The sequence below is a fragment of the Sphingomonas sp. QA11 genome (assembly GCF_028473665.1).
Classification (GTDB): domain Bacteria; phylum Pseudomonadota; class Alphaproteobacteria; order Sphingomonadales; family Sphingomonadaceae; genus Sphingomonas; species Sphingomonas phytovorans.
In genome coordinates, this window is sequence record NZ_CP098774.1 from 324,592 (window position 1) to 339,253 (window position 14,662).

Annotated in this window: 10 protein-coding genes; 4 read left to right on the plus strand and 6 right to left on the minus strand. The window is 65.5% G+C overall.

Features of this window, described 5'->3' with window-relative positions; all coding sequences use genetic code 11:
• Window position 1: 1 nt before the first annotated feature.
• A complete protein-coding gene (locus tag NDN01_RS01610) occupies window positions 2–1,390 on the minus strand; it encodes a TIGR03013 family XrtA/PEP-CTERM system glycosyltransferase (RefSeq protein ID WP_272625393.1) in 1,389 nt (462 codons plus the stop codon).
• Window positions 1,391–1,663: 273 nt separating this feature from the next.
• On the opposite strand from NDN01_RS01610, the gene NDN01_RS01615 reads away from it, so the two are divergent.
• Window positions 1,664–2,650, plus strand: coding sequence for a mannose-1-phosphate guanylyltransferase (locus tag NDN01_RS01615; RefSeq protein ID WP_443025274.1), 987 nt, complete (start codon window positions 1,664–1,666; stop codon window positions 2,648–2,650).
• Between the two features lie 93 nt (window positions 2,651–2,743).
• Window positions 2,744–3,718 (plus strand): bifunctional helix-turn-helix transcriptional regulator/GNAT family N-acetyltransferase, encoded by a 975-nt coding sequence (locus NDN01_RS01620; RefSeq protein ID WP_272625395.1) that lies wholly within the window; start codon window positions 2,744–2,746, stop codon window positions 3,716–3,718.
• A 564-nt stretch (window positions 3,719–4,282) separates the two neighbouring features.
• On the opposite strand, the gene pepF is transcribed toward NDN01_RS01620, so the two are convergent.
• The 5 genes from pepF to groES form a co-directional block, all read right to left on the minus strand.
• Window positions 4,283–6,151 (minus strand): oligoendopeptidase F, encoded by a 1,869-nt coding sequence (gene pepF, locus NDN01_RS01625; protein ID WP_272625396.1) that lies wholly within the window; start codon window positions 6,149–6,151, stop codon window positions 4,283–4,285.
• A gap of 115 nt (window positions 6,152–6,266) precedes the next feature.
• Window positions 6,267–7,904: a DUF6311 domain-containing protein gene (locus NDN01_RS01630; protein WP_272625397.1), complete on the minus strand. Its 1,638-nt coding sequence runs from the start codon at window positions 7,902–7,904 to the stop codon at window positions 6,267–6,269.
• A gap of 63 nt (window positions 7,905–7,967) precedes the next feature.
• Window positions 7,968–9,617, minus strand: a complete 1,650-nt coding sequence (locus NDN01_RS01635; RefSeq protein ID WP_272625398.1) for a DUF6311 domain-containing protein — start codon at window positions 9,615–9,617, stop codon at window positions 7,968–7,970.
• 337 nt (window positions 9,618–9,954) lie between these two features.
• Complete coding sequence (groL, locus tag NDN01_RS01640; protein WP_272625399.1) at window positions 9,955–11,598, minus strand: chaperonin GroEL; 1,644 nt, start codon at window positions 11,596–11,598, stop codon at window positions 9,955–9,957.
• 58 nt (window positions 11,599–11,656) lie between these two features.
• Complete coding sequence (gene groES / locus NDN01_RS01645) at window positions 11,657–11,944, minus strand: co-chaperone GroES (RefSeq protein ID WP_272625400.1); 288 nt, start codon at window positions 11,942–11,944, stop codon at window positions 11,657–11,659.
• 247 nt (window positions 11,945–12,191) lie between these two features.
• On the opposite strand from groES, the gene sppA reads away from it, so the two are divergent.
• Window positions 12,192–14,078 (plus strand): signal peptide peptidase SppA, encoded by a 1,887-nt coding sequence (sppA, locus tag NDN01_RS01650; protein ID WP_272625401.1) that lies wholly within the window; start codon window positions 12,192–12,194, stop codon window positions 14,076–14,078.
• Window positions 14,075–14,638, plus strand: a complete 564-nt coding sequence (locus NDN01_RS01655) for a GNAT family N-acetyltransferase (RefSeq protein WP_272625402.1) — start codon at window positions 14,075–14,077, stop codon at window positions 14,636–14,638. The genes sppA and NDN01_RS01655 overlap by 4 nt, the downstream gene beginning before the upstream one ends.
• Window positions 14,639–14,662 lie beyond the last annotated feature (24 nt).

Here is a 14,662-nt window from a genome sequence, read left to right on the forward strand (position 1 = left end):
ATCAGCGCGCGCCCTCCGGCCACAGCACGACGCGGATCGTCTGGAGCAGGATCAGCACGTCGAGGAAGGGTGAATAGTTCTTGGCGTAATAAAGATCATATTCCAGCTTCTGCCGGGCATCGTCGATCGACGCGCCATAGGGATAGTTGATCTGCGCCCAGCCGGTGATGCCCGGCTTCACCATGTGGCGTTCAGCGTAGAAATTGAGCTGCTGCTCAAGGTCCTCGACGAATTGCGGGCGTTCGGGGCGCGGGCCGACGAAGCTCATCTCGCCTTTCAGCACCGACCAGGTCTGCGGCAGTTCGTCGATCCGCAGCTTGCGGATGATCCGGCCGATCCGGGTGATGCGCGGATCGTCCTTCTCGGCCCAGACCGCCTTGCCGTCGACCTCGGCATCCTGGCGCATCGAGCGCAGCTTGATGACGTCGAAGCCGACGCTGTACAGGCCGACACGGCGCTGCCGGTAGAAGGCGGGCCCCTTGCTCTCGAGCTTGATGGCAAGCGCGGTGATCAGGATCAGCGGCAGGGTCAGGATCAGCAGGACAAGGCTGGCGGCGATGTCGAACAGCCGCTTGAACAGGCTGGACAGCATCCGGCCGGAAGAGAAGCCGTCGGAGAAGATCAGCCAGCTCGGATTGACGCTCTGCAGGTCGACTCGCCCGGTCTCTCGTTCGAGGAAGGTCGAGATCTCGTTGACGTGAACCCCGGTGGTCTTGATCCGCAGCAGATCCTTGAGCGGCAATGCGTTGCGGCGTTCCTCTAGTGCCAGCACCACTTCGCTCGCGTTGAGCAGCACGACATGGTCGGCGAGGTTGTAGATCGCGTCGCGGGCGATCGCCTCGGGAATGATGCGGGCCGCTTCGCTCATCGAGACATAGCCGACCACGACGAAGCCGGCGCCGGGGGTCGCGGCGAGTGCCTTCAGCCGCACGGCACGCGCGCCGGCGCCGAGCACGACGATCCGGCGCTTGAACACCTGGCCACCCAGCGTCTTGCCGAGCAGGATGCGCAGCGCGATGAGCATGCCGATCGCGATGCCCATCGAGTAGAGCAGGTTGGAGCGCCAGAAGGTGATCGTGGGCAGCAGGAAGAAGAGGACGCTGAGGAAGATCACCCCCAGCGACACGGCGACGAGCAGCCGTGCCGCGGCGAAGCGCAACGACTGGAGCGCGCTGGCGCCATAGACGCCGACCGCGATCATCGCGAGCTCGACCGAGGCAGCGAAGGTGAAGAGCTGGGGGACTCGGTTCTCGATCGGATCGACCAGGCTGCCGATCTGATGGATGCGGAGCGAATAGCCGAGCTCGCCCGCGACGACCAGCAGGACAACGTCGAACAGGCCGAGCAACAGCACGGCGTTGGGAATATAGTGCTTGAACAGCCTGATCATCGTTCCAGCCCTTGACGTCCCCGCGTGTAAACAAAACCGACACGCAGCATGGGCTGTCGCAGAAATTGACAAACAAAGGTTGAACGCCAGCTCGCCTCTCTCCGCAATGCAGGGGAAGATGGGAGGGAACATGGACCCCGATTGATCCAAGGCAGTTTCTATGCCGCGTCTCCCGGGGTAAGGGGGCGCCTTACGGGAGATTCAAGAATGCCGCTTTCCAAGCCGATCGTCCCTGTCATCCTGTCGGGCGGGTCGGGCACGCGCCTGTGGCCGATGTCGCGACCTGACCGACCCAAGCAGATGCTGGCGCTGACGGCGGAAGACACCATGCTTCAATTGACCGCGCGCCGTGCGTGCGGGGAGCGTTTCACGGCGCCGATCGTCGTCGCCAATGCGCAGCATGCCGACATGGTCGAGGAACAGCTCGAGGCGGTCGAGGCCGCGGCGCGGGCGCTGATCCTCGAGCCGATGGGTCGCAACACCGCGCCGGCGATCGCGCTCGCCGCGCTGGCGGCCGGGGGTGGTGCCGATCCGCTGCTGGTGATGCCGTCGGATCACGTCATTGCCGACGTGCCGGCTTTCCACGCAGCGATCCATGCCGCGATGCCGCTGGTGGCTGAAGGATGGCTGGTGACCTTCGGGATCGATCCGCTCACGCCGGAGACCGGCTTTGGCTGGATCCATGTCGGCGAGGAGATTTCCGGGGGTGTCCACCGAGTCGCGAAATTCATCGAGAAGCCGCCGCGCGACAAGGCGGAGGCGATGCTGGAGGCGGGCGACCATGCCTGGAACGGCGGCATCTTCCTGTTCCGCGCCGACATCTATCTCGGTGCGCTCGCGACCTATGCGCCTGACATGCTGCTCGCATGCCAGCGCGCGATGACCGCGGCGCACACCGAGGGGTGTCGTATCTACCCCGATACGGATGCTTTCGCTGCCTCGCCGGCCGATTCGATCGACTATGCCGTGATGGAAAAGGCGGAGCGGGTCGCGGTGGTGCCGGTCAGCATGGGCTGGAGCGACGTCGGAAGCTGGGACGCGCTGCACGAGATCAGCCAGGGCGATGCCGCGGGAAATGTCCATCATGGCGAGGTGATCGCGATCGACACCGCCAATTGCCTGGTACGCAGCGACGGCGTGCGGATCGCGCTGGTCGGGGTGGAGGACCTGATCGTCGTGGCCAGCGGCAACGACGTGCTGATCCTGCCGCGCGGGAGATCCCAGGAGGTGAAAAAGCTCATCGAGGCAATGAAGGGATAGGCGGATTCGTTCCGCCCGACTGGCGAATCAGATTTCGCTTGCGGATTAAATGCCGCGTTATATAACTCGTTATGCGTATTCGAGGAGCGACGCATGACGAGTGATATAGTTGCCGAACTTGGTCATCTTTTTCTCGGCACGCGGTTGAAGCGGCTGGCCGAACGCATGCAAGCCGATGTGCAACAGGTCGCGGCCGACGCAGGCCTGCCGATCCAGCCAAGCCACTATCCGGTGCTGGCCGTCATCGAACGTCACGGTGCGCTGACGGTGGGCCAGATCGCCGAGGCGCTGGCCATCAGCCAGCCCGGCGTGACGCGCAACGTGTCGCGCCTGGTCGAGCTTGGCCTGGTCGGGGTGGTGCGGGAAGGGCGGGACCAGCGCCAGAAGCCGCTGTCGCTCACCCCGGCGGGGCAGGCTGCGATGGAGATATCGAAGCGCGAGGTGTGGCCCCGGATCGATATGGCGGTGGCGGCACTGTGCGAGGAACTGGGCGGACCTTTTCTCGACCAGGTCTCCGCGATCGAACGCGCGCTTGACGAGAGGCCGCTGGATCGGCGCGCCGCCGATCTGGGCCTGTCGATCCTGCGCTACTCGGATTCGGTGGCCCGGCATTTCCATGACATCAATGCCGAATGGATCGAGGCGATGTACCGGCTTGAACAGACCGATCGCGACGTGCTGGAAAATCCGCGCGAGCGGATCATCGATCCGGGCGGCGACATCCTGTTCGTCGAGGCTGACGGGCTCGGCATCGTCGGTACCTGCGCCTTGCAGAAGACCGGGCCGGGGCAGTTCGAATTGACCAAGATGGGGGTGCTGGCGTCGGCGCGCGGTCGCAAGGCCGGCGAATTCCTGCTCCGCGCCGTCATCACGCGCGCCGCCGACATGGGGGCGGAGACACTCTATCTGCTCAGCAACCGCAAGAGCGAAGCGGCAATCCATCTCTACGAGAAGCTCGGCTTCGTCCATGACGCCGACATCATGCGCGATTTCGGCGCCCGCTATGAGCGGTGCGACGTCGCCATGCGGTACCGGCTGAGTCCATCCGGCATTGGCGGCACTGTATGATCAATCTTCAATATTGAAGTAAGCCACCGCCTCGGTATCGGGCCAGGTGGCGCAGGTGCCTGTGCCGGTCACCGTGATGCGCTTGTGCAAGCTGTAGGCGGTCAACAGGGTTGCCGCCATTGTCTGTCCTTCCGGTGTGCTCACATTGATCACCCATCGATCCAGAGATGCACAGGTTGGTCTTGTCGACCTCGGCCCTGTGTGGTTGAAGAATAGCCCGCCTGGACTGGTGGGGTTAACATTGACAATATTGCCCAAACCGGCGCCGCTCGCGGCCGCGAACGCAGCTGTCGGTAGCATCATGCATGCCATCGTCATGACGAAGCGCGATATGAATCGGTTACGGAGCCCGGTCTTTCGCATATTTACACCCCTCGATGTCTCTCTGGCCAATGCCTCCGTTTCCGATTTTTGAAAAGGGTCGTGATGACGCAGTGGCTCAATCTGTCGGCGGTTTAAGAGCCATCGCCGTAGTCGCTACAGCACGACAGCAAGCGCCAGAACGCAACGATTTCGTGGTTCGGGCTCGTTCCAGCATCCGGGCGGCCCGAATGGCCGCGCCCGTCAGCCCATCAGCGCCTCGACCTGATCGAGCGTGTCCTTGAACGTCGCGACGACCGCCTGGTACGGGGCGGGGCTGGCCATATCGAGGCCGGCGCGCTTCAGGATCTCGACCGGATAGTCCGATCCGCCGGCCTTCAGCACGCTAAGATAATTGTCGCGCTCCTTCGCGCCGCCCTTCAGGATCGAGCGGGCGAAATAGGACGCGGCCGAGATGCAGGTCGCATATTGATAGACGTAAAAGCTCGAATAGAAATGCGGGATATAGGCCCATTCGGCGGCATAGGCCGGGTCGATCGCCACCTTCGGACCGTGGTAGCGCTTCAGCAGGTCGAGATAGATCGCGGTGAACTTCTCGCCCGACAGACCCTCTCCGGCCTCGGCCTGGTCGTGCACGGTAAGCTCGAACTCGGCGAACATCGCCTGGCGGTAGAAGGTGCCGCGCATCGCCTCCAACTGCTGGCCGAGATAGAAGAGCTTCTCCTCCCTGGTTTTCGCCTGCTTGACCATATAGGCGGCGAGAAGCTGCTCGTTGCAGGTCGAGGCAATCTCGGCGAGGAAGATCGGATAGTCCGACTTGTCATAGACCTGGGTCTTGTTGGCGAGCAGCGTATGCATCGCATGGCCCCATTCATGGGCGTAGGTGGTCATCCCGTCGTAATTCTCGCCGAGATTGAGCAGCAGATAGGGATGCACGTCATAGGCAGCGCCCGGGTTCATATAAGCGCCGGATTTCTTGCCGGGCCGGGGCAGCGGGTCGAGCCACTTCGCCGCCGTCGCCTTGGCGAATATCGCGCCATATTCGGGGCCGAGCGGCTTCACCGCCTCGATCACGGTGGTCCGCATCTCCGGCACGGTCACCTTCTTGTCGAGCTGAACCAGCGGCGGATAGATGTCGTAATAGGCCATATCGGGCAGCTTCAGCATCCGGCGGCGCAGTTCGAAATAGCGGTGGAGCTGGGGCAGGCCCTTATTGGTCTCGGCGACAAGCGACCGGTACACTGCCTCGGGCACGTTGTTGCCCGACAGGAACATCGCCAGCGAGGTTGGATATTTGCGCGCCTTTTTCTGGAAGATATCGGCCTTCACATGGCTGAGATAGGCGGCGCCGAGCGAGCTCTTGAACCGACCATATTCGGCCCAGAAAGTGTCGAACACCAGCTTGCGGTCGGCACGGTTGGGCGCGTCGCGGTTGAGCGTATAGGCCTGGTCGTCGAGCCGGACCTGCTTGCCGCTGGAAAGCGTGACGGTCGGCCAGGGAATGTCCGAGGCGACCAGCTGCTCGCGGATGTCACGCGCGCCGGAGAAGGGCGAGGACGTGCCGGCGAGGAGGATTTCGCCTTCCGGTGAAAGGATGTGTTCGGTCTGGCGCACGATGTCGGCGAGGTAGAAGTCGAAGCGGCTCCTGAGTATTTGGCTGGCGGCGACGAAGCCGTCGATCTTCCCTTTGCCGAGCGCGAGCAGCTCTGGCGCGATCCAGGACGTGGCTTCGCCGAACGCGGTGAACATGTCGCTCGCCTGGGTCTGCCTTTCCTGGTTGGCCGCGAAGCGCAGATCCTCATCGGCCTTCAGGCTGATATAGGTATAGACCCGGCCGGCGACCCGGCCGAGATCGGACTGCGCGACCAGGGCGGCGGCAAGCGCGTCGGCGCTGGTGCCGAGCGTGCCCTTGAACTTGAGCAGGCCGGGGATTTTCGCGAGCACGTCCTTGCGCGCCGCGTCCCATGCGGCGTCGCTGGGATAGAGTTCGCTCAGGTCCCAGGCGGCGACGTCAGCGGGGGTGCCCTTGTCCTGCGCCCAGGCGGGCATGGCGGCGGCGAGCGTGGTGACGGCGGCGGCGGCAAGTGCCTCGCGGCGCGAAAGATCGGTCATGTGACGGGCTTTCCCCAAAAGTGTCGATTGCAACTACATTGCGTGCTTCGCCCTGATTGGGAAGAGGGTGTGTCAATAAACTAACGCACTTCGGGCCGCACGATGACGGGCCGGCTCAGCGGCAAAGCGTCGGCGGCGCGGCCGATGTCGCGGGCGGGATGAAGGCGATACCGTCGAGCATCCGGACCCGCGGCGCTAGCGCTGCGGGCGCTGTCTCGCCCTGATAGAGGATGTAGAGCCGCGTCGGATCGATCCGGCCGGCGAGAAAGGCGCGGCGATCGGCGTCGATCCGGTGCTGGGCCGACTGCGGCACGCGCGATACGTACATGTGGCGCATCGGGCGGCAGGCGAGCATCGCGCGCCAGCCGATCTCCTCGATCAGCTTCAGGTTGCGGAACGGGTCGGGCGGTTGCATCTCGATGGCGGAGGCGCTGGCGATGACCTGGTCCCAGCGCGGATCGCGGGTGAGCTGATAGGTGCCGGGCTGCGCAGCGCGGGCGGTGAGGCCCCTGAGCGCGACGAGCATCGGCGTCATGTCGGCGATCTGGAGCACCAGCGCGGCGGCAAGCAGGAGGGTGCGCCGTTCGAGCCGGTAGGCGAGCAGGATCGCGACATAGATCAGGGTATAGGCCACCGGCCAGAACAGCCGGCCCGAGGCACGGACCACGTCGAGCAGGTCGATCAGCGCGCGCGGCAGCGGCACGAATAGGACTTGCTCGCCCTGGAAGAGCACGCCGTTGGTGATCGCGAGCAGGGTGAGCACGGCATAGGTGGGCAGTAGCCAGCGAAGCTCGACGGTCGGAATCGCGATGGATGATGCAGGCAGCGATCTCTTCCGGCCGATGATCGCGCTGACCATCGCGACGACGACTAGCAGGATCAGCCCGGCCCCGAGATACTGATAGCCTTCGAAGCCCCGGCCCTGGTCGTTGGGGGTCGAGGGAAAGAACAGGCTGTAGCCCGGATTGGCGGGGTTGATCAGCGCGTCGAGCGCCATCGGGAAGGCACCATAGGTGCCGGTGGACATGGGTGGATCGGCCAGCCCGTGCAGCAGCGCGAGACCGGCCACGCCGGCCGTCACCACGCCGATCAGTCCCGCGGCCCGGCGACGATCCGGCCCGGTCCCGGTCGCGATCTCGCGCAGCATCGCGCTGCCCCAGATCGCGCCGACCAGCAGCAGCATATAGCTGTGGACCAGCCCCGCCACGCCGATCACCGCCAGCCATTGCGTCCAGCGTCGCGACCGGTCGCGATCGAGGAAGATCCACAATGCCCACAGGATCAGCCAGTGCGAGCAGAGATTCGAGTGGACCGAGCGGTTGTACAGCGTCGGCAGCAAGGTGAGCAACGCGGTGCCGAGCCACGCGCTGGAGAAATCCGGCGCCCTGTCGCGCAGCAGCAGCCAGGCGAAGCGCACATGCAGGGCGAGGCTGATCAGCAGCCACCAGCCGATGAACTGCACCCCCGCCGGCAGGAACGGCGCGAAGGGTTTCAGCAGCAGCCCCAGCAGCGGGTTGCTGTCCATCATCAGCAGATGGATTCCTTCCGGCGCGAGGACCAGCGGCGTGCCGGTGCCGGGCCAGTTCCCCGCACGCAGATAGGCGGCGAGCCCGAGCGCGTTCGGCCCCCAGTCCTGGCCGCTCAGCACCCAGCCGACATTGGAAATGTCCAGCGTCGCCGGGTTGATCCAGGCGAGGAATGCGCCCGCGACGATCGCCGACAGGGCCAGGAATCGGAGAAGCGGAGCGGGCATTGGCTGCTTCTGCCCGATCAGCGCGACCATATGGTTAACGCAGGGGCCGGCCGGCGCCCGGCATCATCGCGCGGGGCCGGGCGGGATGATCGAGACGCCGTCGAGCTTTCGCACACGGCTGGCAAGCGCCGGCGGCGGCATGCTGTCGAGCAGCACGTAAAGCCGGTGCGGGTCGGTCTGGCCCATCACGAACGCGGCGCTATCCATCCTGAGGCGGCGCCGCACCGCGACCGGCTCGCGCGAGGCGTAGAAGAAACTGACCGGCTTGCCCGCGACGATCGCGCGCCAGGTGATTTCCTCGAGCAGCGCGAGGTCGCGATACATTTCGGGCGGCTCGAACTGTACCATGTCGGCCCGGGCGATCAGCGCGTCCCATCGCGGATCGAGCGTGCGGCGATAGGGGCTTGTCCGCTCGGCAGCCGCCCCGCTGCCCCGCGCCGAGGCGAGCAGGGGCACCATGTCGACAACCTGGAGCAGGAGCGCGCCCGCCAGCAGCCATGTGCCGAACCGCATCCGCGCGACCACGACGATCGCTGCGAAGGCGAGGGTATAGAGCACCGGCCAGAACATCCGGCCTGACGCGCGGATCGGATCGAGCGCTGCGGCCGCCCAGTCGGGCAGGGGCAGCGTCGCGATCACCGCGCCGCGCCAGATCAGGTGCGGCGCAACGGCGACGAGCGTCAGCACGGCGAAGGCCGGCAGCAGCCAGGCGAGGCGATTGAACAGGCCGTCGCTCCGGAGTTCCGAGTGGCGGCGGATGCCATGGAACAGCGCGACGGCGACGAGGACGATCAGGCCCGCGCCCAGATAGTTCATCCCCTCAAGCGCCTGCGCCGGGTCGAGCGCCCGGGCGGGGAGAAGCGCCGAATAGGTGCCCGTATTGGGATTCCACAATGCGTCGAGCGCCATCGAGAAACCGCCATAGCCGCCGACCGCGACGGTCGGCTCGCTGACGGTGCCGATCAGCAGCGGGACGATCAGCAGCGGCGCCACCACGATAGCGACATCCCCGATCATCGCCGTGCGCGCGGCGCCGTCGGGGGCAAGCACTGCCTGGCGGAGCATGGCGCTTGCCCAGATCGCCGCGACCATCACCAGGATATAGGGGTGGATCAGGATCGCGGCGGTGATGACCGCCACCCACCAGCCCGGGCGTGCCGATCGTCCGGCGTCGACATAGATCCACAGCGCCCACAGGATCAGCCATTGCGCGCACAGATTGACGTGCCCGAAGCGCGCCAGCAGCACCGGCATCAGGGTCAGCAGCGCAGCGCCGATCCACGTCGCCAGCGGCGTCGGGGCGAAGCGCCTGACCAGCGCCGCGGCAAAGGCGGTATGGAGCAGGATGCAGGCAAGCAGCCAGAAGCCGAGATACTGGATACCGGCCGGCAGCACCGACGCGAAGGGGCGCAGCAGCAACCCCAGCAACGGATTGCTGTCGATCAGGGCGAGCGGGATTCCGTCGGGCGCCATCAGCATGGTGGAGCGGAGCGACGGCCAGGGCGGTGGCGATCGCAGATAGGAAGCGAGGCCGATGACAGCCTGGCCGTGATCATTGCCGTCGAGCAGCCAGGCGAGGCGCGTCGGGTTGAGCGTGGCGGCGTTCTGCCAGGCGAAGAAGACGGCCATGCTCAGGGCGAGCCAGGGCAGGATCCAGGTGAGCAGGCGGCGCATCTGCGGTGAGTCATGGCGGAGCGCAGGCCGAAAATCCATGCGCCTTGTTCCTCCCCCCGGGAATCGGGGGACCGCCCGCTTCTTCAGCGGGTGGTGGAGGGGGCTTGGGACTTGGAGTATCAGCCCCGTGCTCAAACCCCCTCCACCTTTCGCCGGAAGAGGCGAAGGGTCCCCCTTCTCCGCGGGGCGAGGGAGAAATAGAAAAAGGGCCGGAGGTTTCCCTCCGGCCCTTCTCTTTTTCCAGCCGGTGGGCCGGGAGGTCTGGATCGGCGCGGGCAAAGCCCGCGCTTTCGTCGGACGGGTTCGGCGGCTTGCCGCCGACCCGCCGTCCGTTCCGATTTCGTGTCGGGACCAGCTGCGCTGCTCCCGTCCGAAATCAGAAGTCCATGCCGCCCATGCCGCCCATGCCGCCGCCGCCCATGGGCATGGCGGGCTTGTCTTCCGGCAGCTCGGACACGGCGGCTTCCGTCGTGATGAGCAGGCCGGAGACCGAGGCTGCGTCCTGCAGCGCGGTGCGGACGACCTTGGTCGGGTCGATCACGCCGCTCTCGACGAGGTTCTCGTACTTGTCGGTCTGGGCGTTGAAGCCGAGCGTCGGGTCGTTGCCCTCGAGCAGCTTGCCCGAGATCACCGCGCCGTCATGGCCAGCGTTGGAGGCGATCTGACGGACCGGAGCATAGAGCGCCTTGCGGACGATATCGATGCCGCGGGTCTGGTCGTCATTGCCGCCCTTGAGGCCTTCCAGCGCCTTGGTGGCATAGAGGAGCGCCGTGCCGCCGCCGGGGACGATGCCCTCTTCGACTGCCGCGCGGGTCGCGTGGAGAGCGTCGTCGACGCGATCCTTGCGCTCCTTGACCTCGACCTCGGTCGAACCGCCGACCTTGATCACGGCAACGCCGCCGGCGAGCTTGGCGAGGCGCTCCTGGAGCTTCTCGCGGTCATAGTCGCTAGTGGTGTTCTCGATCTGCTGGCGGATCGCATCGGTGCGGCCCTTGATCGCGTCATGGTCGCCGGCACCATCGACGATGGTGGTGTTGTCCTTGTCGATCGTGACGCGCTTGGCCTGGCCGAGCATGCCAACCGTGACGGACTCGAGCTTGATGCCGAGGTCCTCGGAGATCATCTCGCCCTTGGTCAGGATCGCGATGTCCTCGAGCATCGCCTTGCGACGATCGCCGAAGCCGGGTGCCTTGACCGCTGCGACCTTCAGGCCGCCGCGCAGCTTGTTGACGACGAGCGTGGCGAGAGCCTCGCCCTCGATGTCCTCGGCGATGATCAGCAGCGGACGGCCCGACTGGACGACGGCTTCCAGGATCGGGAGCATCGCCTGCAGGTTCGACAGCTTCTTCTCATGGATCAGGATGTACGGATCGTTCAGCTCGACCGACATCTTCTCCGGGTTGGTGATGAAGTAGGGCGACAGATAGCCGCGGTCGAACTGCATGCCCTCGACGACGTCGAGCTCGAATTCGAGACCCTTCGCTTCCTCGACGGTGATCACGCCTTCCTTGCCGACCTTCTCCATCGCCTCTGCGATCTTCTCGCCGACGACGGTGTCGCCGTTAGCCGAGATGATGCCGACCTGGGCGATTTCCTTGGTGCCCGAGACGGGCTTGGAACGTGCCTTGAGGTCCTTGACGACTTCGACGACCGCGAGGTCGATGCCGCGCTTCAGGTCCATCGGGTTCATGCCGGCCGCGACCGACTTCATGCCCTCGCGGACGATCGCCTGGGCGAGAACGGTCGCGGTGGTGGTGCCGTCGCCGGCGACGTCGTTGGTCTTCGAGGCCACTTCGCGCAGCATCTGCGCGCCCATGTTCTCGAACTTGTCCTTCAGCTCGATCTCCTTGGCGACGGTGACGCCGTCCTTGGTGATGCGCGGTGCGCCGAACGACTTGTCGATCACGACGTTGCGGCCCTTCGGCCCAAGCGTGACCTTCACTGCGTCGGCGAGGATGTCCACGCCGCGGAGAATGCGCTCACGCGCGTCACGCGAAAATTTTACGTCCTTGGCTGCCATGTGAGGGCTACCCTTTCAGATTGGAAGTTGAGGAAGCTTGGAAGATCGAAGGCTGGGTTCAGCCGACGATGCCAAGGATATCGGATTCCTTCATGATCAGCAGGTCTTCACCGTCGATCTTGACCTCGGTGCCGGACCATTTGCCGAACAGGATCTTGTCGCCGGCCTTGACGTCCAGCGGGGTGATCGTGCCGTCGTCGGCGCGCGCGCCGGTGCCGACGGAGACGACTTCGCCTTCCTGCGGCTTCTCCTTGGCGGTCTCGGGGATGATGATCCCGCCCGCGGTCTTCTCTTCAGCCTCTACGCGGCGGACGAGGACGCGGTCGTGCAATGGACGAAAGGTCATATGCGCTAGTCCCTTTTCTTGGGGTCGTGATTGGTTGTTAGCACTCGCCAAAGGTGAGTGCCAGCGGCGTGCATATGTGCTCGCCCCTGCCCCGCGTCAACGGTTCGCCGCCTGAAAAAAACCACCGGCTGCCGCCCCGTCGCTCCGCCATTGGCCCGAGTGGACCGCGGGCGGGCAGGGAAGTTTACTCCCGAACGCGCTTGCTCTAGCGGTGAGGGCGCAACCGCATATGCAGGGGAACGGCGAAGTGAAACTGGTTCGGGGCGCCTGGAAGATCCTGGTCGGCATCAAGGACGGACTTGTCCTGATCGCCATGCTCATCTTCTTCGGCCTGCTGTTCGGCGCGCTGTCAGCGAAGCCCGGGCCCACGGCGATCCGCGATGGCGCGCTGCTGCTGCGGCTCGATGGCCAGATCGTCGAGCAGCCTGTTGAATCGGATGCGTTCGCGACGCTCGGCGGCGCCGCGCCAGTGCGCCAGTATCGCCTGCGCGACCTGGTCCGCGCGCTGGACAAGGCGAAGGACGACGATCGGGTGAAGGCGGTCGTGCTCGATCTCGACTCGTTCGGTGGCGGCTATCCCGCGGCGGTCGATGAGGTCGCCAATGCCGTGCGCCGGGTGCGCGACGGCGGCAAGCCGGTGCTGGCCTATGCCACCGCCTATACCGATTCCGGCTATCGCCTCGCCGCCAATGCCAGCGAAGTCTGGATGAGCCCGATGGGCGGCACCCTGTTCATGGGGCCGGGCGGATCGCAGCTTTACTACAAGGGGCTGATCGACAAGCTGGGCGTCAACGCCCACGTCTATCGCGTCGGCAAGTATAAATCCTTTGTCGAGCCCTATACCCGGACCGACGCCTCGCCCGAGGCGAAGGAAGAAAATCTCAAGCTGTACGGCGTGCTGTTCGGGCAGTGGCAGGAAGCGATCGCCAAGGCACGGCCCAAGGCGAAGTTCGCTGATTTCCTGAGCAAGCCGGGCGAGGTGATCGCCGCGGTGAAGGGCGATATCGCCAAGGCGAACCTGCAGGCGGGGCTGGTCGACAAGCTCGGCACCCGGTTCGACTTCAACAAGCGCGTGGCGGAGATTGCCGGGTCCGACAGCAGCAAGGCGCCGGGCAATTTCAACACGATCAAATATGCCGCCTATGTCGAGGCCAACCCGCTGCCGACCGGCGGCGACGCGATCGGCGTGCTGACCATCGCCGGCGACATCGTCGACGGCAAGTCGGGCAGCGGCAGCGCCGGCGCGGATACCGTCGCCAAGGCGCTGCTCGATGGGCTGGCGAAGAAAAGCCTGAAGGCGCTGGTGGTTCGGGTCGACTCGCCCGGTGGCTCGGCGCTCGCGTCGGAGGACATGCGCCGCGCGATCATGGAGGCGAAGGCGCAGAAGCTGCCGATCGTCGTCTCGATGGGCAGCCTTGCCGCCTCGGGTGGCTATTGGGTGTCGACCGCGGGCGACGTGATCTTCGCCCAGCCGAGCACCATCACCGGGTCGATCGGCATCTTCGGCATCATCCCCTCGTTCGAGAACACGCTGAAGAAGATCGGCGTCACCACCGACGGGGTGAAGACGACGCCGCTGTCCGGCCAGCCCGACGTGATGGGCGGCTTCACGGCGGAGACCGATGCGATCTTCCAGGCGGGGATCGAGAATGGCTATCGCCAGTTCATCACCCGCGTGTCGGAGGCACGCAAGCTCAGCCCGGCACGGGTCGACGAGATCGGCCAGGGCCGGGTGTGGGACGGCGGCACGGCCCGGCAGATCGGCCTGGTCGATCGGTTCGGCGGGCTGAAGGACGCGATCGACGAAGCCGCGAAACGCGCTGGCCTGAAGCCCGACGCTGTCCATGCCGAATATCTCGAAAAGAAGCCGGCATGGTTCGGCAGGCTGGTCCAGAAGCTGATCGGGCCTGGCGACGATGACGACAGCGCGAGCGGGGAGGGCGCCGACGCCTTCACCAGGATCGCGGCGGAGCGTCGGGCGGTCTTCGCCCGCGCGCTGGGCGACGTGAAGCGAATCGGCACCGGCGCCGCGATCCAGGCGCGCTGCCTTGAGTGCGACGGCCTGGGCGGGCCGGCCGCGTCGGCTTCGGACATCAAGCTCATGGATTTCGTACTCGCAAAGGTGACTCAATGATCGCAATCCGTTCCGCCAGACCTGAGGATGCAGCGGCCATCGCCGCAATCTATGCGCCTTATGTCGAGACGGGCACCGTATCGTTCGAGCTTGAGCCGCCGGACGCGCGCGCGATGCGGACTCGCATGCATGCGTCGGACGGGCTTTATCCCTGGTTGGTCGTCACCAATGGCGACGAGGAGGGCGGGGTGCTCGGCTATGCCTATGCGACCAGGTTTCGCGATCGCCCGGCGTATAAATATATCGTCGAGACATCGGTCTATCTCGCCAGCGGAACCCAGGGCCAGGGCAATGGCCGCCAGCTCTACGAGGCGCTGGTCGCGACCTTGCGCGTGCAGGGCTTCACGCATGCGATCGGCGCGATCGCGCTGCCCAACGATCATTCGATCCGCCTGCACGAATCCGTCGGCTTCCGCCGCACCGGCGTGCTGCGTGAGGTCGGTTACAAGCAGGGCCGCTGGATCGATGTCGGCTTCTGGCAGCGCGAACTGAACGCGGCGACCATCCCGCCGCTGGAGCCCAGGCCGTTCAGCGATGTCGGGCTCGTGCGGAACGGATGAGCTTCTTGCCCCTCTCCCGCCGGG